We start from the raw sequence: 21,933 nt of genomic DNA, 5'->3' as shown, positions 1-21,933 counted from the left end.
CTCAAGAAGAAAAGATGGAGGATAAAAAGACAATCAGCATCATGGGGTGCGGATGGCTGGGCATGCCGCTGGCCGAGCAACTGATGTTGCATGGTTATACCGTGAAGGGCTCTACCACTACCCCGGAGAAGATAGAGGTGATGCTGGAGAAGGGCATACAGCCTTTCCTGCTAGACCTGGGCAGCGAACAGCTTGACAAAGCCGCACTGGAGGATTTTCTGGACGCTGATGTGCTTGTGCTGAACATTCCCCCTCACCTTCGCTCCGATGGCGGCGAGGCCTATCTAAGCCAGATGCACCTCCTGCTGAAAGCCCTTCTCTCTTCGCTGGTAAGCCGCATACTTTTCGTTTCCTCCACCTCCGTGTACCAGGACTTGAACAGGGTGGTTACAGAAGAGGATATCAGTTTTACGGAAGAGGCAGACCCTGACAATATGCTGCTGCAGGCGGAGCTGCTTTTCCAGGACCGGGAAGATTGGGTTACGACCATTGTGCGCTTTGGCGGCCTGGTGGGCGGCAACCGGCAGCCGGGTCGCTGGTTAGCTGGTAAAAAGAATGTGCTTAACGGCGATGCCCCGGTCAACCTCATCCACCTCGATGATTGCGTGAATATCCTTTACCGTATTCTAGAGCAGGAAAAATGGGGCAAAGTATACAACGCCTGTGCCGATGGCCACCCGCTCCGCAAGGAATTTTATACTGCTACAGCCCAAGCATTAAGTCTTACGCCACCAGAGTTTGCAGATATGGAGGAGACAAAGTTTAAGCTTATTAATAGCCAAAAACTGAAGGATGAACTGTCGTATACGTTCATCCACCCTGAGCCAATGACATTCTTTTCGTAATTTTGCTTTTTAAATGGAGGGTAATGCGCCGGGAAGCATTGATGACAAAGTATAAAAGCGGCCACCTCCCAAAAACTAACGAGCAAATTAGCAGATGCAGATAGCAGTAATCGGTGGCGGAGCCGCAGGGTTTTTCGGGGCAATAACGTGTGCGGAGGCAAACCCACAGGCAAAGGTGCTGCTATTGGAAAAGACGAACAAGCTGCTCTCTAAAGTACGCGTTTCGGGCGGTGGGCGCTGCAATGTTACCCACAACTGCTTTGTGCCAACCGTTTTTTCGCAGTATTACCCGCGCGGAGGCAAGCAGCTGAAAGAGGCGTTAAAAGTTTTCGGTGCTCGCGAGACAGTGGAGTGGTTTGAGCGGCGCGGCGTAAAGCTGAAGGCTGAGTCCGATGGCCGGATGTTTCCCGTTACCGATAACTCCGAGACCATCATCGAATGTCTGCAGCAGCAAGCCCGTATAGCCGGGGTGCAGATAAAAACCAGTGCAGCCGTAGAAAGTATAAAACCTGTCCGGGACGGGAATAAAACATACTTTCTGCTTAACCTCAGCAACGGCGAAATTATAAAAGCCGACAAGGTGCTTGTTAGTACCGGCGGCAACCCCAAAAGCCAGGGCTACGACTGGCTGCGGCAGCTGGGCCATACTATACAGGAACCGGTACCATCGCTGTTTACGTTCAACGTCCCCTCTTCCCCGCTTAAAGAGTTACAGGGGGTATCTGTACCGCATGCACGGGTACGTATTGCCGGACAAAAGCTGGAGTATGAGGGGCCGCTGCTCATCACCCACTGGGGCTACTCCGGTCCGGCGGTGCTGAAGCTATCGGCCTGGGGTGCCCGTTATTTTTACGAGCAAAAGTATGCTTTCACGGCCCTCATCCAGTGGGTGCCGGAGCAAACCGAAGAAAGCCTGCGGGAGCAACTGCAGCAGTATCGGCAGGCACACCCGAAGAAAATAGTAGCCGGCAACTCCCTTTTTGGTTTACCGCAGCGGCTTTGGCAGGAACTTACGCAGCTTGCCGAAGTACCGGAACAGGTAAGGTGGGCAGATCTCCCTGCAAAAAATACAAATAAACTGGTAGAAGCACTACTGCGCATGCCGGTGCCGGTAAACGGTAAAACGACCTTTAAGGAAGAGTTTGTGACGTGCGGCGGCATAGATTTACGTCAGGTGAACATGAAAACAATGGAAAGCCGCCTACAGCCGGGGTTATACTTTGCAGGCGAAGTGCTGGATATTGATGGCATTACCGGAGGCTTTAACTTCCAGGCTGCCTGGACCACCGGTTACCTGGCAGGCAAGTCATTGGCTTAAATTTCGTTCAAGCGCCCTAATTGGCAACCAAAGCACTTCCATATCAGTATTAATGCATATTAGAACAAAACTGATAAAACTATGGAAATTAATAAAGAAGTACAGTCCACTGTACACCACCTGATTGAGCGTTGTAAAGATGGTGCCAAAGGCTACAAAACAGCATCGGAGGATGTGGAGGACCAGGATCTGAAAGACCTGTTCCGCAAGTATGCCGTGCAGCGCGACAGCATGATCACGGAGCTGCAGGATCAACTGCACAAAATGGGCCACGTAGATGATGAGTCCAGCTCCATTGAAGGCACCATGCACCGTGCCTGGATCGACCTGAAATCTGCGCTTACTTCTAGAGACAGGGTGCGCGTGCTGGAAGAGTGCGAGCGCGGCGAGGACTATGCAGTAAAAGCCTATAAGGAAGCTCTTGAAAAAGACCTTCCTGCACAGCTGAAGCAGATTATTGAGCAGCAGTACATGGATGTGAAACACGCCCACGACCACATCCGCTCACTGCGAGATGCTGCTAGAGACTAAAAATATCGAATCTCTCACTAAAAGGAGCTGTAAGGCTCCTTTTTTTGTGCCCTTTACTCTGTTTGTTTGCGTTTATAACTATAGGGGATTTTTTCTCAGTTAAATATAAAGCCTATGTCTCTTAGAAAGTTATATGAGGAGGGGTTGAAAGAAGCGCTGGCAGATAACTACTTGGATCACCCACGTAAATATTTTACGCATCAAGATTTTAACAACATACCTTTTATACTTAAGAACTACTTGGAGTCCTGCGGGTATATCGGGAGCCCAAAACATCAAAACATCCTGTTACACTTTGAAGACGCTGAAATAAAGATGAAGCCGGGCAAAAAATGGCTGCACCTTACCTGTCAGCAATTCAATTCGGCCTATCCTCCTGTCCGTATTGCGCTACTGCAGAGCAAACTGTATGGTTTTGTACAGTTTGGAGCCATAGACAGGTACCAGCACGGCCATGGAGACATGCACGTGAAGCTTGCCGGCCTAACAATCAATAAAAACTCAGGGATGGAAATGGACCGTGCTGCTCTGGTAACTTACCTGGCAGAATCAATCTTGCTGCCTGCAGCGTTGCTGCAGAATAACATTAGCTGGCAGGCTATAGCAGCCGACCACATAAAGGCCAGCTTAACAGATGCAGGCATGACAGTAACCGGAGAGTTTTACTTCAACAAAAACAACCAGCTGCATAGGTTCAAGACAGAAGACAGGTTTTTCTCGGAGGGCGCAGAATATGTGCGCAGGCCCTGGTCTGCTTTTTATGAAAAATTTGAAGAGCGGAACGGCATAAGAATGCCTACATCAATCAGGGCGGTCTGGCATATGCCCGATAACCAGGATTTCGAGTACTTCAGGGCCATCATCAAAAAGGTAGACTATAACCTGAGCTCCCCAAAAAGCTAAGTTATACAGAAATGAAAGCCTTTAAAAAACAACAAGGGCAACATCCGTCTGATGTTACCCTTGTCATATCTAACTGCGTTAACAGTCAGCTTAATCTTCCAACCTTTTTATGATACTCTATTAACGGACGGGCTAAAATTAGGTTATGCTTTTCTGAAAAATTTTTAAATCAAAAAGGCCGACGTTTCAAGTCGGCCTTTTCTTCAAGCTCGGAAGTTTAACACTTCTTGCGCTGATTACATTTATTTATACGTGCAGTAAAATGCAGTGTTTCAGCAAAATGAAAGATTAAAACCTTCTTTTACGGAAACCGCCGCCGCCGCCTCTTCTATCGCCGCCTCGGTCACGGTCGCCGCCGCCACCGCCGCTACGGCGGTCTCTGAAGCCACCACGATCGCCGCCGAAACCTCCGCGATCGCCACCTCGGTCACGATCACCGCCACGGAAACCGCCGCCGCCTCTGCGGCCGCCTCTGTCTCCTCCACGGTCACCGCCGCCACCGAAGCCGAAGTCTTCTCCGCCTTCTTTCGGGCCTGAACCTTTCTTCTGTGACTTTTCAACGATCACCATACGGCCATCATACTCCACGCGTCCAATGCTCTCCACGATTTCAGCCGTGTATTCGGTTGGCACCTCTACAAAGCTGAACTTGTCGTACAAATCAATATCGCCTACACGCCCTTCCGGAATGCTGGAGTTCTGCGCCAACAGGTCGATCAGGTCGCGTGGGTGTACGCGGTCTTTCTTACCGATAGTGATGAACAGGCGGTCCATACCTTCTTTGGCAGCATTCAGGCCTTTTTCAGCCTCAGCACCTTTCTCCTTCACCTTCTGCTCCTTCAGGCTCATTTTCAGGAGCGCTGCAGCCAGGTCAAGCGGGGTGTAGCCCTCTGTCTCGTTCACAAAACGCTCGATGCGCGCCACGTGCTTGGCCAGGTGGCCCTTCTCCAGCACTTCCTTCACTTTGTCGAAGAAAATATTGGTGCGGATCTCGTTTACGTCCTCCAGGGATGGGACTTGCTGCAACACGATCTTCGCCTTGGTATAGCGCATGATGTCCTTCAGTTTGTAACCATCCGAGCGGCCTCCTACAAAAGAGAATGCCTTGCCAGACTTACCGGCACGGCCGGTACGGCCAATGCGGTGTACATAAGATTCTTCGTCCTGCGGCAGGTCGTAGTTAAACACGGCCTCCACATTCTCTACGTCAAGTCCACGGGCAGCCACATCGGTTGCTACCAGTATTTCAAGGGTACCGTTTCTGAATTTGTTCATCACGGCAGTACGCTGGTTCTGGTTCAGGTCACCATGCAGGGCGTCTGAGAAATAGCCGCGAGCCTGCAGGCCGCTTACCAGGTCGTCCACCATACGCTTCGTGTTACAGAAGATGATCACCGACTTCATGTTATACATGTCCAGCAAGCGGGAAAGAACCTCCTGCTTGGCGCTGTTACGTACTTCAAAATAAGCCTGGTCGATGTTGGTTACGGTCAGCTCCTGGTGTACCACTTTCACAATAACCGGGTCGGTCTGGTAACGCTTGGTCATCTCCATAATCGGCTTAGACATAGTAGCCGAGAAGAAGATTGTCTGGCGATCTTCCGGAATACGCTCCAGCACATACTCAATGTCTTCACGGAAGCCCATGTCCAGCATTTCGTCCGCTTCGTCAAGTATGATCTTCTTCACACCGTCCAGTTGCAGGGTGCCACGGTTAATGTGGTCCATCACGCGGCCCGGCGTACCGATTACGATCTGAACACCTTGTTTAAGGGCGCGCAGCTGGCGGTCGTAGCTTTGGCCGCCATAAATAGGCACCACGCTGATTCCTGGCTTATACTTTGCCAGTTTCTGGATCTCTCCGGATACCTGAATGGCCAGCTCGCGCGTTGGGCATAAGATAAGCGCCTGCACACGACGGTCATTCGGGTCAATGGTTTCAATGGTTGGGATGCCGAAAGCGGCGGTTTTGCCAGTGCCGGTCTGGGCCTGGCCGATGATGTCTTTTCCTTCTAAAACAACCGGGATTGCTTGTGTCTGGATTGGGGAGGCTTCTTCGAAACCCATGTCAGCGATGGCACGCTGTACTTCCGGCGAAAGCGGAAGCTCTTCAAATCTGATTTTGTTCATCTAACTTTTTATAACTGATACATCTGGAGGCAGCCTGCTAATCAACCATTCTCTGCAATTAAGAGAGCGACAAATAAAAACAACTAAGTAGCCAACAGTGTAGTAACCAGTTATCTGTAAATCAGACTGTTCCAAATAAGGTGCAAAGGTACTGACTTAATTCCAAATTAACTAATACCTGCCATAAATTACCACAAATCCTTAATTGGACACCATTTTAAGATTTTCACCCTCAAAATCAGTCCTTTTACTCATTTTTATAATTTAAATATGTATACTTAAATTTTTCTCTTAAATTACGCTTTAATTCTAAATAAATATAAAATAAAGGCAACTAACTTAATCACCACTCGTTAAAAGTTTATATTCACCAGTAAAATACACCTATTCGCCATGGATAAGATTTTATGGTGAATTATTTAGACAAACCCTGCGTAGTATACTCATAAAATCAGTTAGATTTTTAAGAGTAATGTTCCTTTTTTCCTGATCCGCTTACCAGAAAATTGCATCACTACAAAGCATTTTGCAACGCTAACAAGCTTGCAAGCGACTATGTAACAGCATTTTAGTGTTTATTCTGAAAGCTATAAAGATTCTTATAATATATAGAAAATATTTTTAAATCATTAAGCCCGGTATTATGTTGCACTTCTCCAAAATCTCGACCAAAGGTAAAGACTTCAACCTTATCGCATCAGGTGCGCTTGCTTTTAAAATCCACAACAAGATTTTAAAAGATGAAACCTACCACAAAGGTGCTAAGATCAGCCGTAACATGCTGCTAGGCAGTGCGCCTGCCAAAGCCCTGAATGCTGACCGCCGCAATGTGTTCTATGTGATCCTGTCGGACGTAGACAGAACGAATATAGAAGCACTTTGTGAACTGATAGCTCAGGAGCGCAAAAAAGGAAGCTACGCGGTGTGCCAGGTTATCCCACTGTACTACAACGAGCCCTCCTTTAAAGCCCTGAAAACACTGCGCCAGAACTTTGATGAGGTAATTGAACTGAACAAATTTAACCTGGGCACAAGCAAAGCCCTGATAAGTGCCGAGCAACAGCGCTGCCTGATCACAGACTACTCGCTATCTATGGCCCGTATCATGTACCATGTTTGCGTAAAAGACTTCGCCCCTATTTCACAGGAAGCAAAGGGAGAGCTGGTGTATGCTGGCTAAAAGCTGTAAGGTTTTGCAAAGATTACAAGAGTCTCTGACCTGAAACAGGCGGAGGCTCTTTTTTTATTCTCTTGCTGCTGTTACACTTACACCTTTTTTGCTAATATTTTTAGCCTTATACTTGATACATGCGCTGGCAAAACTGTATCTTTAAAGTATAGATACCACTGCCATGCCATCTGTCTTTAAGATATACTCCTCCTCTGCCGGCTCCGGCAAAACCTATAACCTGACCAAGGAATACCTGAAGCTGGCCCTGCACACCTCCGACCCGGACTACTACCGCGGCATACTGGCTATCACCTTCACCAACGATGCCGCTGCCGAAATGAAGGAGCGCATCATGGCCGCGCTTCGCCAGTTCAACGACACCAGCCTGCCGGAAAAAGACAAGCAGAAAAGCGAAAACCTGTTGCGCCAGATAACGGAAGAGTTACAGAATGAGTACCCGGAGGAGCAGTTCGATGTGGAGGAGGTTCGGAAAAGGGCAGCCGTGCTTTTCCGGCAGATACTCTATAACTACTCCGACTTTAGCGTGAGCACCATCGATAGTTTCGTGAACAAGATCGTGCAGGCTTTTACCAGAGAGCTCAACATCCCTCAAAACTTTGAGGTGGACCTGGACTCCAATACGCTGGTCAGCACTGCCGTGTCGCTACTGCTCGATAAAGTAACCGACTCGAAAGACGACCTGCTCTCACAAACCCTGGAGCAGTATGCGCTGGAGAAAGCCCGCGAAGGGAAAAGCTGGACTATGCTGCCCGACGACCTGAGGGACTTTGCCAAGAACCTCCTGAACGAGCAGGTATACGAAGCCATCACCGACCTGCAGCAACTGAGCCTGGAGAGTTTTCGGGAGGTGCGGGAGCAGCTCTTCCTTGTACAGCAGCAGGTAGCTGAAACGGTGGAAGAAGCGGCGCAGCAGGCCATGCAGCTGTTCGAGAAAGCCGACGTCTCCCCTGCCGACCTGTACCAGGGCAACCGCGGCATATGGTCATACTTTAACAAGTGGCTGAAAGAGGTAGACCTGAACTACAGCAACAGCAACGCGCAGAAAACGATTGAGGATGATAAGTGGTTCGGCGGCAAAGCCTCTGCCTATGCCAAAGCGCAAATAGAAAGTATAAAACAGCCGCTCACGGACCTGTACTATCACATCGAAAGTATAAAAGAGCAGTACGCCGCCACTTTTACGCTAGTGCAGCAGGTGGTGCCGCACCTCTATAAAGTATCCTTGCTGAACGAGCTGGAAAAATGCCTGCAGGAGATCAAGCTGGACAAGAACACAGTGCATATCTCCGAGTTCAACAAGCGCATCATTGATATTGTGCTGAAAGAGCCGGTGCCGTTTATCTATGAAAGGCTGGGCGAGAAGTACAGGCACATCCTGATCGACGAGTTTCAGGACACCTCGGTGCTGCAATGGAACAACCTGCTGCCGTTGGTGGATAATGCCCTGGCTTCCGGGCACTTCAGCATGGTGGTTGGTGACGCCAAGCAGGCCATTTACCGTTGGCGCGGCGGCGAGATGGAGCAGATTCTGCATCTCTATAAAAACAACACACGCCAACTGTACGAGAACCGCCGCCACGGGCCGCTGATCCGGGAACGGTATGAGTCGGTGGACCAGGCGCTGCAGCCGCAGAACCTGAGCGTGAACTACCGCAGCCGCTCCGAGATCATCGACTTTAACAACGAGCTCTTCACGTTCATCAGCCAGGAGCACCAGGAGTTCGGCATGTTCACCTCCATTTACGACAAGGACTTTGCGCAGCAAGTGCCCCCGGGCAGCGACAAAAGCGGCGGCCATATCCAGATCATGTTTACGCATGATGATGACCTGAACCTGAAGTATGACCTGAACAGCTGCGAACGCACCGAGCAACTGTACGACGGCTATACTTCTGAAAAGGCGCTTACTTACGACGAGAGCACGCTGAATATGGTGCTGCACCTGGTGCAGCAGGCTATGGCCGAAGGCTACACCTTGAAAGACATGGCTATACTTTGCCGCACCAATATAAAGAGCAAGCTGATCGCCAATTTCCTGAAGGAGCGCAAGTTTGACATCATCTCACAAGACTCGCTCTCGCTGCAGTTTGCCGAGGTCATTAACCTGATCATCGCCATGTTCCGGGTCTTTAACCGGCCTAATGATTCCCTGGCCAAATCTGAGGCGCTATACCTGGTGTGCAAGGTGTCGCTGGGCGTGATTCCGGATGTGGAGATGACCAAGACCATCGCTGATATCGCCAACGACAAGGAGAACCAGTCTTTCTTTGATCAGTTGCGGCTGTTTGATTTTGATGTGCAGGAGCGCGAAACCGGAAACCTCTCCATTTATGAGCTGACGGAGAAGCTAATCCGCATTTTTGACCTGCTGGGCAAGAACAACGAGAGCGAGTACCTGTTCCGCTTCCTGGACCTGGTGCTGGAGTACAGCCTGAAGCACAGCAATAACCTGAACAATTTCCTGGCATACTGGGATGTGCAGAAAGACAAGCTGAGCATCAACACGCCCAAAGACCGAAACGCCATCACCATCACCAGTATCCACAAATCAAAGGGACTGGCCTACCCCATCGTGATCATCCCGTTTGCAGACTGGGGCACTGAACCCAAGCGCGGCTCGCTAATGTGGAGCCCGCTGCCGGATGAGGTGAGCGTGACTGGCAAGCTGCGCAGCGTGGCAGTTAACATAAGCTCTAAGTTGGAGAACACCATTCTTGCCAAACAATACAGCACCGAGATAGAGAAAACCTTTATAGAGAACCTGAACATGCTCTACGTGGCCCTCACCCGCCCCATCGACAGGCTGTATTTGATCGGCAACGCCAAAGACCTGCAGGAGGAGCGCAAAGCGCCGAAGCTGGACGGTCAGGCGAAGAACGTGAGCCACCTGCTTTACCGTTACCTGGTGCACAAGGAGCTATGGGAATTCGGGAAACATTGCTACCAGCTGGCGCAGGGCAAGCCGCAAAGTATACATCACCGCCCGACAGACGAGAATTCATACTTGCTGGAGCACCTGGCCTCCGCCGACTGGGAGCAGCGCCTGAAGATTAAGCAACACGCCAACAACGTGTTCGACTTTGAGACGCAGACTGCGCAACGCCAGCAAAACCGCAAGCTGCACTACGCCCTGGCCCGCATCGCCTTTACCCCGGAGCTGGATAAAGTGCTGCGGCAAATGGTGTACGAGGGGATTATCAGCGAGCGGGAAAAGCCGGAGCTAAAGCAAAAACTGGCCTCCGTGCTCAAGCACCCCGATCTAAACCGCTACTTTACAAACCAGGTGGTGGTGGAGCACGAGAAGGAAGTGCTGGATGCCCGCGCCTACCTCTACAAACCCGACCGCATCGTGTTTGACGGTGACACAGTGGTATTGATAGAGTTTAAAACACCGCCGCCCGAGCCGGAGCACAAGTATAAACTGGACCATTACGCGGTGCGCTTTAGGCAGCTGGGCTACGAGAAAGTTAAATGCATCCTCTACTATTTCGAGACAGAAGCGGTGAAGGAGTGGCAGTACGGCGGAAAAAAGACGGAGCAGCTGGGCTTAGGGCTTTAATTTTAACCTGCCAGAACAGTTCATCAGATACAGTAAAGTATAAACATACACATCAACCCGACTACAGGCATTTAAGATTTTAACAATAGACAACCATGGAACAACGCATCACATTGATCACGCTTGGGGTTAGAAACCTGCAGCGATCCAAGGATTTTTACCAGCAGGTGTTTGGCTGGCAGCCTGTTGAGACAGACTCTGAAAGCATCGTATTCTTTCAGTTGAACGGGATTTTACTGTCGCTTTTCCCGCAGGAGTCGCTGGCCGATGATGCCGGAGTGTCCGCAGAAGGCAGCGGATTCAAGAAGTTTTCCTTGGCGCACAACGTGCGTTCCGAAAAAGAGGTGGATGAGCTGGTGGCTGAACTGGAGCAAAAGGGCGCCATCGTTGTGAAACATCCTGAGAAAGTGTTCTGGGGCGGCTACAGCGGCTATGTCGCCGACCCGGACGATAACCTGTGGGAAATCGCTTATAATCCCTTCATACTTCCGGAGGAACCGAAGGGCCATCGGCATACTTCCATCCATTAAAAATCAGGAATTTTGGGATTTCCTAATATGACACGATCATCAGTTTTGACAGACGAAGCCGGCGTTATACTATAAAAGCCATAACTTAAGCTGTCATCCTGAAAGGATCTTGTTAGAGAGTTTCAAAAGCCTCAGCTCAAGCAACCAAGATTCTTCCAGAATGACAAAAAGAGGTATTCTCAATCACTAGTTCAAAATTCACCCATTCAAAACTACTCCCACGTGCAAACCTTTCTGGAGCTAACGGCTAAGTACGTTTACGAAAAGTATAAAGAGAACATCAGCGAACTGTGTGTAGTGCTGCCGTCCAGGCGTGCCAGCTTCTTCTTTAAGACCGCGCTGGCGCAGGCGTCTGACGAGCCGATCTGGTCGCCGGAGGTGTATGCCATGGAGGACTTTATCCGCAGCCTCTCCAAAACCGATGTGCTGGAGCCGATAAACCTGCAGCTGGAGCTTTTCGACCAGATGCGGGAGCAAGACCCGAAGCTTGACTTCGACAACTTCGTAACCTGGGCCGGCACCCTTCTGGAGGATTTCAGCCGGATAGATCAGAACCTGGTAGACACGGGCAAACTGTTTGAATACCTGGGCGAGGCAAAGGCCCTGGAGCGCTGGGACCCCAAATTCTTGGGCAAAGAGCTGTCTCCTACCCTTAAAAAGTACTTCAGCCTCTGGGATAATATCGAGAAAACCTACCACAGCCTGCAAAAGCGTTTGCTGGAGAACAAGCAGGCCTACACAGGTATGGCGTTCCGCAAGGTTGCCCAGAACATAGAGCGCATCGCCAAAGAAACCGAGTGCCACCAGTTCATCTTCATCGGACTTAACAGCCTTACCCGCTCCGAGGAAAAAATCATCCGGACGCTGCTGAAGCATGACAAAGCCGAGGTGCTTTTTGATTCGGATGATTTTTACATGGACGAACTGGGTCTTAGCAACCGGGCCGGGAGCTTCCTGAGCAAGTATAAAAGCACCTGGAACCTGCCGGAGTGGCGCTGGCAGCAAAACCTGCTGCTCACCGATGACAAAGAGATCAACGTGATAGGCGTGGCCAATGCCAGTATGCAGGGCAAACTGGCCGGGCAGTTGCTGCAGGAGATACGGGAACAGAACCCGCACGCGCAAACTGCCATCGTTTTGCCCGACGAAACCCTGCTGCTGCCGGTGCTGCACTCCATTCCGGCGGATGTACCGACTTATAACGTGACCATGGGTCTCAGTTTCCGGGGCACGCCGCTTTTCAACCTCATCGACCTGCTCTTTGAGGTGCACCTGACAGGCGTAACGCAGCTGCAAAGTTCCGGCTACAAAGTATACCAGTACCATCACCTGAGCGTTACCAAACTGCTCACCCACCCCTTCATCCGCCGGTATGAATTATACTTAAATGATGATCCCGAGCAAGCCAGATTCCATGGCATGATCCGGCAGGTGCTCGATAAAATGGTGCAGGAGAACAAGGTGCTCATCACGGCCCAGGAACTGATCGAGCTTAGCCAGCACCACCCCTTGTTCGAGGTGCTCTTCCGCACCTGGCGCGACTGCGACGACATCATTGTGGCCATGTATGAACTCATCGAACTCTTGCGTGAAGTATACACGCATGGCCACAACAGCATCGAGACGGAGTACCTGTACATATTTTATACTTTGGTGAAGCGCCTGGATACCATTTTTGATTGCCGCGAGCACAAGATTTCGGTGCGCAGCTTCCGCAAGTTCCTGTATGAGCTGATCGGGCAAACAAGACTGCCATTCAGCGGAGAGCCAATCTCGGAGGTGCAGATCATGGGTATGCTGGAGACGCGCGCACTTGATTTTGAGAACCTGATCATCCTGTCGGTGAACGAGAACGTGCTGCCCGCACCCAAGCGGCAAGAGAGCCTGATGCCGTATGATGTGCTGCGGGAGTTTGGCCTGCCGACCTATGCCGAGACGGAAGGCGCCATGGCCTATAACTTCTACCGCCTGCTGCAGCGCGCCAAGAAAATCAACCTGCTGTATGTACTCCCTTCAGATACCTATGGCTCGGGCGAGAAGAGCCGTTTTATACTTCAGTTGCAGAACGACCTGGCCCTGCGCAACCCGAAGATCAAATTCCGGGACATGATAGCGGCGGTAGAGCAGCAGGAGACGCGCAAGTATGAGGAGGACATCGTGGTGCCAAAATCGCCGGAAACCATTGCCCAGCTGCGGCAGGAGCTGGAGCGCGGCCTCTACCCTTCGCACCTGAACATGTACATCAACTGCTCGCTGCAGTACTACTTTACCCGCATCGCCAAAATGCAGGAGATGGATGAGGTGGAGGAACAGCTGGGGGCCGATCAGTTCGGTACCATCGTGCACCAGGTGCTGGAAGATTTCTTCCGTCCGCACGAGCAGAGCGGTAAGCCTATACTTGCCGGCCATGTAGAGCAGATGCTGCAGGCGCTGCCGGATAAGGTAAAGGCTGAGTTCAGCAAAGTGACGCTGGGCGCCAAACCGGAGCGCGGCATGAACTACCTGCTCTATAAGGTGGCCGTGGAGGTGTTGGAGAAATACCTGCAGCAGCTGAAGGAGTCGGACGAGTTACCGCTTTACGTGCTGCGCCTGGAGGAAACGCTGGCCACCACGCTTCCGGTGCAGGTAGGTGACGAGATGGTGCACGTGCGCATCGCCGGCAAGGCCGACCGCATCGACCTGACCGGCCACGAGCTGCGCGTGATCGACTACAAGACCGGCAAAGTGGAGCAAAACCAGCTGCGCATCAAGCCCGAGGAGGTGGACCTGCACTTCCTCACAGACCAGAAGTATGGCAAGGCCCGCCAGCTGTGGCTCTACGAGTACGTATTGAAGCGGGTGCTGGACGAGCAGCCGGGAGCCATCCTGCGCAACGCAGCCCACATCACGCCGCAAAGTATAAACCCGAAATCCGGCATCCTGTCCTTCCGTAATTTAGAGCCGGGGGTGCTTTCCTCAGACTTTAGCTCGTTCGCACAGGAGGATGATTTACCAAAAGGATTTATAGAAAAATCGGAAGAGCTGCTCAGCGCGTTTGTGCGAAAGATGCTGGACCCATCCGAGCCGATTCAGAAAACAAAGGATCTGGATGTGTGCAAGTGGTGTGCTTACAGGGGAATTTGTGCGAGGTAAGTTCTTCATACTAGGAAAGCTACCTTCGTCGCAGTACTTGTTAGCCTGATATGTTTTATCTGTTGCACTCAGGAAACTTCTAGACTTCAAGTTTATCCTGAAGATACTGCGATATCCGGCAGCAGTGGAACACAGGCAGACTCTGTTACCCCTTACTTTCCAAATTATATTAATATTGATAATAAAAAGTTCTTAACATATGTAGACACACTCCTGAACAGCATGAATTCTGTTGTGACGGTTGCGCTTCAGGAGAAAGTGCTGTACAACTACTACTTCGGCTATGATCAGTATCGTTTTATATGGTTCAGATCATTCGATCCCCCAGTAACTTTTACCATGTACAGGGAAGGTGATGATGTGTGGCTCAGGACAAAAATGCTGGTGCGCTATCCTCAATTAGGAAATGAGATGTATACTTATTTTGACTCCGTTTCTAACAATTTTGTTTTCACTGATTCCGTGCTACGAAGTACAGAGTTTAGAGGCAACATTGTGCTGGATGAAACAAAAATGCTTTCCTTATGCGATTGGCAGACATTTGAACAGCTGCTACAGGAAACAGGCTACTGGAGTATGAAGCCATCAGTTGACAGATATGGTTTTGATGGCTCCCGCTGGATTGTAGAAGCACATTTAAAAGACAGGTATTGGTTAGTAGACAGGTGGAGCCCCGAGAACAACTTCAGCAGAATTGGCAGCTATATGGCTAGTCGTTCCGGATTAAAATTCAAGTTTTATTAACTCGCTTTTATACTTTAAAAAGTATAAAACGAGCCTGGGCGTCTTTCCCAGGCTCGTTTTATTTGTGATCACCCTTTCTGATAATTAAATCCCAGCAAGTTCTGTATACTATCCCGGTGCGCATCTGTAGACATACGCTCTGCGCCCTTGTCCACCATTTCGTCCGTGCCGATGAGCAGCTGGCGCTTGATGTTGTCGGGGTCTTTCTCCCTGGAGAAATACAGGGCTACATAATCATTTTGTCCAAAATTACCCCGCACGCCAATACCAGAATCATTCAGAATGCTATCGAGCTTGTCTACAACACCGGGCTCTTCTACATCGGCAAAACCAAAGTATTTAAAGCCACTGTCCTGTACTTCTTTGTTCCTCTTAAACACTTTCCTGAGATTCCCTTCAAATTGCTGTGTAACCTGTGCATCATCAAAGTGATACAGCAAAACATAGTTAGTCATAAGCTTTAATTTTAAGTTTGTTTATAGAGCATTTTTAAATTGCACAGAGTTATACATTCACCGCCTTCATCTGCTCTGCGTGGTAGCGGTCTCCGGCAGCTACGCCTTTCGGTGCGATGGCATCAATCTGCTTCATCTCCTCCTGAGTCAGGTACACATCCAGCGCCCCAACGTTTTCCTCCAGGTATTTGCGGCGCTTGGTGCCCGGAATCGGAATAATATCATCTCCCTGGGCCAGCAGCCAAGCCAAAGCCAACTGTGATGCGGTGCAGTTTTTCTGGTCAGCCAGCTCCTCAATTTTATTAACCAGGTCCAGGTTCTTCTGAAAATTCTCGCCCTGGAAGCGTGGCGAGTGGCGTCTGTAATCATCCTCGGCCAGGTCCTCATACTTCCTGATCTGTCCGGTTAAAAAGCCTCTACCAAGCGGGCTGTAAGGCACAAACCCGATCCCCAATTCCCGACAGGTGGGAAGGATCTCAACTTCAACGTCACGGCTCCAGAGCGAATACTCCGTCTGTAGCGCCGAGATCGGGTGTTCCTGGTGGGCTCTTCTAATAGTCTCCGTGCCTGCCTCAGACAGCCCCAGGTACCTTACCTTGCCCTCCTTCACCAGTTCTGCCATCGCGCCAACAGTTTCCTCGATGGGTGTGTCTTTATCCACCCGGTGCTGGTAGTATAAGTCGATGTAGTCTACGCCAATGTGCTTTAAACTGGCTTCACAGGCCTTCTTCACATACTCAGGCTTTCCGTTTACGCCCAGAAAACTGCCGTCTTTGCCGCGCACATTGCCAAACTTCGTAGCCACTATCACCTGGTCGCGCTTGCCCTTTATAGCTTTGCCCACCAATTCTTCGTTTGCACCTACGCCATACATGTCTGCTGTGTCCAGAAAATTCACGCCCAGTTCCAGCGCAAGGTGTATGGTAGCAATAGATTCCTGGTCGTCGCGGTTACTGTAAAAGTCTGACATGCCCATGCACCCGAGTCCCAGGGCGGATACTTCAAGTCCTTGTTTTCCTAGCTTTCTTTGTTTCATAAGTAGAATTGTTAAATTGACGTGTAAAGCATCTGCTCTACCTAACGTTAGCTATAGTTTACGCTGACCGGAGCGGCTGGATGTGCATAACCTGCTACAAATGAACCAATACCATGTATAAGCTGGCGAGTGAATTTTATCAGCTATGTTAGAGACCAAACCATACTTGCAACAAGACATGAATCAGAAAATAAACGTGGGCCTGCTGGGCTTCGGAATGGCCGGGCGAATTTTCCATGCACCATTTATCTCGAATGTACCGGGCCTTCATTTAAAAAAAATAAGAGCTAACCGAGCTGAGAGCGTGGAGCTAGCCAATAGGCGTTACCCTGAGGCCAAGGTGGTACCTGATGAGCAGGATATCTTAGGCGATGAAACTATAGACCTGGTTGTAATTGCCACGGCAAACCCGACGCACTATACCCTGGCAAAGGCCGCACTGCAAGCAGGCAAGCATGTATTGGTAGATAAACCGTTCACGATAACAAGCGCCGAGGCAGAGGAGCTTGTATCGCTTGCCCGGGAGAAACAGAAAGTGCTGACTGTGTACCAGAACCGCCGCTGGGACTCAGATTTTAAAACCGTGCAGAAGGTGGTGGAGGCGAAGTTGCTGGGCAACCTGGTTGAGTATGAGGCGCACTTCGACCGCTTCCGGAACGAGATAAAGCCCAACACCTGGAAAGAGGAGGATTTGCCCGGAGCCGGCATCCTTTACGACCTTGGCTCGCATCTCATAGACCAGGCTTTAAACTTGTTTGGGGAGCCGCAGGAAGTATACGCCGACGTGAAAGTGCAGCGGCAGAACTCGCAGGTGCCGGATTACTTCGAGGTGGTGCTATATTATGAAAAAATGAAAGCTATACTTAAGGCCGGCATGCTGGTGCGGGAAACCGGTCCGCACTTTATACTTCATGGCACCAAAGGCTCCTTTGTAAAGTATGGCATGGATGTGCAGGAAGAGAACCTGAAGGCGGGCCGCTTTCCGGAAGATACGCTCAAATGGGGTATGGAGCCTAAAAACCTGTGGGGGACGCTCAATACCACAATAAAAGGAGCGGATTATAAAGGCAAGTTAACCAGTGAAAAAGGAGACTACACTGGCCTGTATCAGAATGTTTACAAAGCCATACTTGGCCTGGAGGAACTGGTAGTAAAGCCGGAACAGGCGCGAAACACCATTAAAGTAATAGAACTGGCTATGCTGAGCAGCCGGGAAAAGCGCAGAATAAAGTATAGCTAAACCTGTACACGCAGTTGGAAAGCCTTTGGCGTAGTGCCCACTTCTTTCTTAAAAGCCCGGATAAAGTAGTTGAGGTTCTGGAATCCCGCCATATAACAGGTTTGTGTAACAGAGTTAAACGGGTTGCTGAGGTATTCTTTGGCAAGCCGGATGCGCTCTTTCAGGATGTAGTCTGCCGGGGTGTAGCCAAACTCCTCTTTAAACTTGCGGAAAAAGTTGGCTCGGCTCATGCAGGCTTTCTCGCTTAGCTTGTCTACATCGATCTTTGAGGTGATGTTCTCCTTTATATACGCTATGATAAAGCCGAAGCGGTGGCTGCAAGCCAGGCGTTTATAGTTCTGCTCAAAAAAAGCGCGCGCCTGCGTTTGCATCAGCCTTACCAGCAGCTCCCGCAGCGCCAGGTTTACCAGTATATCCTTTTCGCGGCTGTGTTCATTCAGGCTGATATTTATCATGCGGTTGATGATGTCAGCAAGTTCCAGGTTATTGGCCAGGTGCAGGTGCTCCACCCCGACCTTCCACTCCTCTCCTGCCTCTGCCTTGGTGTGCCGCTCGTTCAGCAGCTGAATGGTGGAGCTGATCTGCTCGGCGGAAATGGCCAGCGCAAGGCACTGCGTCGGCGACTCTTTGCCCGCCTCCGGAAAATCGATTTTCATCAGCTCGTTTGGCGGAACAATCACCGACTCGCCGGGCAGATACTCAAAACCGGGCTTTTCTGACAGGTGCATCACCTTTTTGCCACGCAGCATACTGGTAAGCACCCAATCCCCGAACTGCAGGTTAACGCCTTCTGCCTGCTGGTGTGTTTCAAAGATATTCAGTTCGCAGGCATCCATACTATACACCGACCTGTTTTCTACTAACGTAAACAGAGAGCGCTCATCACGCAGCGGAACAGACTGTAATTTATGAGTTAGAGCCATAGCTTAATCTAGGAATTTTACTGATTAATATCAAATTGATACGATAAGAACACAGAATGAGACGATAGGTTGAGAAATTAATTGAGTAATTACTGACCTTGGAGAATGTTCTTTTAAAACTTAAAAGTATAACCTATGAGCTCAGTAGCAATGCCTCAACAAGAGTCCGCCGTTCTGGAGCGGCCTCAGTTCAAAGAAAAGTATGATCACTTTATCGGTGGTAAGTGGGTAGCCCCCGCCAGCGGTGAGTATTTCGAGAATGTTTCCCCTATCGACGGAAAGCCCTTTACCAAAGCCGCACGCGGCAACAAAGAAGACATAGACAAGGCCCTGGATGCGGCACATAAAGCCTTTAAATCATGGTCCAAGACCTCTGCCGCCACACGCAGTAAGCTTCTGTTGGATATTGCCGACATCATGGAGAAAAACGCGGAGATGCTGGCCCGTGCCGAAACCGTAGACAACGGAAAGGCCATCCGCGAGACACGCGCCGCCGACATTCCGCTCTGCATAGATCATTTCCGCTACTTTGCGGGCGTTATTCGGGCCGATGAGAGCACCATGTCGGAGCATGATGAGTTCACGATCAGTATAAACCTGCAGGAGCCTATCGGGGTGGTAGGGCAGATCATCCCCTGGAACTTCCCGCTGCTGATGGCTACCTGGAAAATGGCCCCTGCCCTGGCCGCCGGCTGCTGCGTGGTGATGAAACCGGCCGAGCAGACCCCCACCAGCATCATGCTGCTGATGGAGCTGATACAGGATATTCTGCCGGAAGGTGTGTTGAACGTGGTGACAGGCTTTGGACCTGAGGCCGGAAAACCACTAGCCTCCTCCCCGCGCGTGGCCAAAGTTGCCTTTACCGGCGAGACCACCACAGGCCGCCTGATCATGCAGTATGCCTCAGAAAACCTTATCCCGGTAACCATGGAGCTGGGTGGCAAGTCGCCGAACGTGTTTATGCCAAGCATTGCCGATGCCGATGACGAGTTCTTTGACAAGTGCGTGGAGGGTGCCGTGATGTTTGCCCTGAACCAGGGCGAGGTGTGTACCTGCCCATCACGCATGCTGGTGCACGAGAGCATTTTCGACCGCTTAATGGAGCGTGTGATACAGCGCACTAAAGACATTAAAGTAGGTCACCCGTTGGCAGAAGACACCATGATGGGTGCGCAGGCCTCTAATGATCAGTTCGAGAAGATCCTTTCTTACATGGATATAGGTAAGCAGGAAGGGGCCGAGGTGCTTTGCGGAGGTAGCGTGGCCAGCCTGAACAGTGGCCTGGAAAACGGATACTACATACAACCAACCATCTTCAAGGGCAACAACAAAATGCGTGTGTTCCAGGAGGAGATCTTTGGCCCGGTTTCTTCTGTAACCACCTTTAAAACGCAGGAGGAAGCCATCGAGCTGGCAAACGACACACTGTACGGACTTGGTGCCGGCCTCTGGACCCGAGATGCGCATGAGATCTACCAGATGCCGCGTGCCATACAGGCAGGCCGCGTGTGGGTGAACTGCTACCATCACTACCCGGCGCACGCTCCGTTCGGTGGGTATAAGAAGTCTGGTTTTGGGCGTGAGACGCACAAAATGATGCTGAACCACTACCGCCAAACCAAAAACATGCTTATCTCCTACAACAAGAATAAGCTCGGTTTCTTTTAATTAAAACACAATCCAAAGCCCTGCCGGTTTACAACTGGCAGGGCTTCTTTTTAAAAGTATAAAGTATAAGTATGGAAAAGGTAGCGCGTGTAGAAGTTACAGAGGCCGCCAAAGAGGTGATAGACAAACTGCGTGAAAAGCACGGGCCTCTCATGTTTCACCAAAGCGGTGGCTGCTGCGATGGCTCACAGCCTATGTGCTTTGAGGAAGGCGAATTTAAGGTAGGCGACAGTGACGTGCTGCTCGGAGAAATTCACGGCTGCAAGTTCTATATTGCCCGCGACCAGTATGAATACTGGAAACATACCCAGTTAACGCTGGACGTTACCCCTGGCCGTGGTTCCAGTTTCTCGCTAGAGATTCCGCTGGGGCTGCGCTTCATTATCCGCTCTCGCATTTTCACGCCCGAAGAAATGGAGCAGTTGCAGCAGCAGTAAGTATATTATACTCTACAGAAAGATAAAAGCCTGTGCCACACGCGGTAGCACAGGCTTTTATTATACTTTATACTTTTAGCTAAGCCACTGCAACATACTCAATTTTAGGCTGTTGTTTTTGGTTCTTCAACGAGTAGTCCACATCATCCCCGCCGCGGGCCATGCCCACCAGGTATAGCGCCACTGCGGTTGCCAGAGCAATAAGCAGCGCCGGCAGGAATCCATCTACTTTAAAATTGCCAACCAGCATATCCACCAGCTTGATCATAAGCGCCGTTACAATCAACCCGACGATCGCCTCCAGTAGAAAGAATGACACCAGGTTCAACAAACCTCCCAGCAGCCAGCCTATGGTAGCATTGAATATACCGACCAGAAAAGCCACCCAAAGCGCAGTCCAGAAACTTTTAACATGCACGCTTGGCAGTATGTATGCCATCAGCAGAATGACACCGGCACTAACAAGTAAATTTACAATAAAGCCCATAGTTCTATTTTTAAGTCCAAAATTTCATTCCTGACTTACTACGTGCACTGGATTGAATTAGATAGGGGAAATCTATTATTTAATATATTCAGGCTTGAGTTTGTCGCGGTAGTTGTCTTCAAACTTCCGCACCTTCGGCTTGGCCACCGACATGACATAGGGGTCTTGCGGGTTACGGCGGTAATAATCCTGGTGATACTCCTCAGCAGGCCAGAATTCCTTAAACGGCTGCACATACGTCACGATCTTGTTCTTATAGGTGCCAGCCTCGTTTAAATGCCCGATGTAATCCTCGACCAACTTTTTTTCTTTCGCATTTTTGTAGAACACAATGGAGCGATACTGCTTGCCATAGTCTGGGCCTTGGCGGTTTAAGGTTGTGGGGTCATGGGTGGCAAAAAAAACCTCCACCAACTCCTGGTAGGTAATCTGCTGCGGGTCATAGTATACTTGCACGGCTTCGGCATGGTCCGTTTTGCCGGCACTAACCTGCTTGTAAGTGGGCTCCTTCTGACTGCCACCCGAATAGCCTGAAATAACAGCCTTTACTCCCTGGAGCCTTTCAAAATAGGCCTCCGTACACCAGAAACAACCACCCGCAAAAACGCCGCTGGGTAACCCTGCGGTATCTTCCTGCTGAACCTGCACGTCGCTCGCCGTCAGCTGGAAACGGTCGGCGTTGGTAGCCTCAGAGCAAGCTATAAAACAAAATAAGATAGATAGAAAGGGAAGTATACTTTTGGTAACCATAATAGATGCATTTATACTTTATAGTACGCGTGGCTGCCAGGGTTGTTTTTTGT

Annotated in this window: 18 protein-coding genes; 12 read left to right on the top strand and 6 right to left on the bottom strand. The window is 50.2% G+C overall.

Annotated elements, in window-relative coordinates; all coding sequences use genetic code 11:
- Positions 1-14: 14 nt before the first annotated feature.
- The 4 genes from OO017_RS05070 to OO017_RS05055 all read left to right on the top strand — a co-directional run bounded on the left by OO017_RS05070 (position 15) and on the right by OO017_RS05055 (position 3,597).
- Positions 15-845: an SDR family oxidoreductase gene (locus OO017_RS05070; protein ID WP_266051368.1), complete on the top strand. Its 831-nt coding sequence runs from the start codon at positions 15-17 to the stop codon at positions 843-845.
- Positions 846-939: 94 nt separating this feature from the next.
- Positions 940-2,163 (top strand): BaiN/RdsA family NAD(P)/FAD-dependent oxidoreductase, encoded by a 1,224-nt coding sequence (locus tag OO017_RS05065; RefSeq protein WP_266051367.1) that lies wholly within the window; start codon positions 940-942, stop codon positions 2,161-2,163.
- An 81-nt stretch (positions 2,164-2,244) separates the two neighbouring features.
- Positions 2,245-2,694 (top strand): ferritin-like domain-containing protein, encoded by a 450-nt coding sequence (locus OO017_RS05060; protein ID WP_266051366.1) that lies wholly within the window; start codon positions 2,245-2,247, stop codon positions 2,692-2,694.
- A gap of 114 nt (positions 2,695-2,808) precedes the next feature.
- Positions 2,809-3,597 (top strand): DUF6544 family protein, encoded by a 789-nt coding sequence (locus OO017_RS05055; protein ID WP_266051365.1) that lies wholly within the window; start codon positions 2,809-2,811, stop codon positions 3,595-3,597.
- A gap of 288 nt (positions 3,598-3,885) precedes the next feature.
- Here OO017_RS05055 and OO017_RS05050 read toward each other — a convergent pair whose 3' ends face one another.
- Positions 3,886-5,727: a DEAD/DEAH box helicase gene (locus OO017_RS05050; RefSeq protein ID WP_266051364.1), complete on the bottom strand. Its 1,842-nt coding sequence runs from the start codon at positions 5,725-5,727 to the stop codon at positions 3,886-3,888.
- A gap of 643 nt (positions 5,728-6,370) precedes the next feature.
- On the opposite strand from OO017_RS05050, the gene OO017_RS05045 reads away from it, so the two are divergent.
- From OO017_RS05045 to OO017_RS05025, 5 genes are all read left to right on the top strand, one after another.
- Positions 6,371-6,907 (top strand): hypothetical protein, encoded by a 537-nt coding sequence (locus OO017_RS05045; RefSeq protein ID WP_266051363.1) that lies wholly within the window; start codon positions 6,371-6,373, stop codon positions 6,905-6,907.
- Between the two features lie 172 nt (positions 6,908-7,079).
- Complete coding sequence (locus OO017_RS05040; protein WP_266051362.1) at positions 7,080-10,478, top strand: UvrD-helicase domain-containing protein; 3,399 nt, start codon at positions 7,080-7,082, stop codon at positions 10,476-10,478.
- Between the two features lie 95 nt (positions 10,479-10,573).
- Positions 10,574-11,008 carry a VOC family protein gene (locus OO017_RS05035; protein WP_266051361.1) on the top strand — a complete coding sequence of 145 codons (435 nt, stop codon included), beginning with the start codon at positions 10,574-10,576 and terminating at the stop codon, positions 11,006-11,008.
- 222 nt (positions 11,009-11,230) lie between these two features.
- On the top strand, positions 11,231-14,140 hold the full coding sequence (locus OO017_RS05030; protein ID WP_266051360.1) for a PD-(D/E)XK nuclease family protein: 2,910 nt from the start codon (positions 11,231-11,233) through the stop codon (positions 14,138-14,140).
- A 222-nt stretch (positions 14,141-14,362) separates the two neighbouring features.
- A complete protein-coding gene (locus tag OO017_RS05025; RefSeq protein WP_266051359.1) occupies positions 14,363-14,884 on the top strand; it encodes a hypothetical protein in 522 nt (173 codons plus the stop codon).
- 68 nt (positions 14,885-14,952) lie between these two features.
- On the opposite strand, the gene OO017_RS05020 is transcribed toward OO017_RS05025, so the two are convergent.
- Complete coding sequence (locus OO017_RS05020; protein WP_266051358.1) at positions 14,953-15,339, bottom strand: hypothetical protein; 387 nt, start codon at positions 15,337-15,339, stop codon at positions 14,953-14,955.
- 49 nt (positions 15,340-15,388) lie between these two features.
- Positions 15,389-16,375, bottom strand: coding sequence for an aldo/keto reductase (locus OO017_RS05015; RefSeq protein ID WP_266051357.1), 987 nt, complete (start codon positions 16,373-16,375; stop codon positions 15,389-15,391).
- A 178-nt stretch (positions 16,376-16,553) separates the two neighbouring features.
- Between OO017_RS05015 and OO017_RS05010 the strand changes: the two genes are divergently transcribed.
- Complete coding sequence (locus tag OO017_RS05010) at positions 16,554-17,615, top strand: oxidoreductase (protein WP_266051356.1); 1,062 nt, start codon at positions 16,554-16,556, stop codon at positions 17,613-17,615.
- On the opposite strand, the gene OO017_RS05005 is transcribed toward OO017_RS05010, so the two are convergent.
- A complete protein-coding gene (locus OO017_RS05005; protein ID WP_266051355.1) occupies positions 17,612-18,538 on the bottom strand; it encodes an AraC family transcriptional regulator in 927 nt (308 codons plus the stop codon). The two genes, OO017_RS05010 and OO017_RS05005, sit on opposite strands and share 4 nt — an antisense overlap.
- Before the next feature lie 135 nt (positions 18,539-18,673).
- Between OO017_RS05005 and OO017_RS05000 the strand changes: the two genes are divergently transcribed.
- Both OO017_RS05000 and OO017_RS04995 read left to right on the top strand, forming a co-directional pair.
- A complete protein-coding gene (locus tag OO017_RS05000; protein ID WP_266051354.1) occupies positions 18,674-20,206 on the top strand; it encodes an aldehyde dehydrogenase family protein in 1,533 nt (510 codons plus the stop codon).
- A 71-nt stretch (positions 20,207-20,277) separates the two neighbouring features.
- A complete protein-coding gene (locus tag OO017_RS04995; RefSeq protein WP_266051353.1) occupies positions 20,278-20,643 on the top strand; it encodes a DUF779 domain-containing protein in 366 nt (121 codons plus the stop codon).
- 79 nt (positions 20,644-20,722) lie between these two features.
- Here the strand turns inward: OO017_RS04995 and OO017_RS04990 are convergent, their stop codons facing one another.
- Entirely contained in the window at positions 20,723-21,130 is a 408-nt protein-coding gene (locus OO017_RS04990; protein ID WP_266051352.1) for a phage holin family protein, read from the bottom strand.
- 75 nt (positions 21,131-21,205) lie between these two features.
- Positions 21,206-21,880, bottom strand: coding sequence for a peptide-methionine (S)-S-oxide reductase MsrA (gene msrA, locus OO017_RS04985; protein WP_266051351.1), 675 nt, complete (start codon positions 21,878-21,880; stop codon positions 21,206-21,208).
- Between the last annotated feature and the right edge of the window lie 53 nt (positions 21,881-21,933).

Origin of the sequence: Pontibacter anaerobius (genome assembly GCF_026241195.1) — a bacterium.
Lineage (GTDB): Bacteria > Bacteroidota > Bacteroidia > Cytophagales > Hymenobacteraceae > Pontibacter > Pontibacter anaerobius.
Note: the sequence above shows the minus strand (reverse complement) of the source record. Positions and strands in the feature narration are given on the sequence as shown.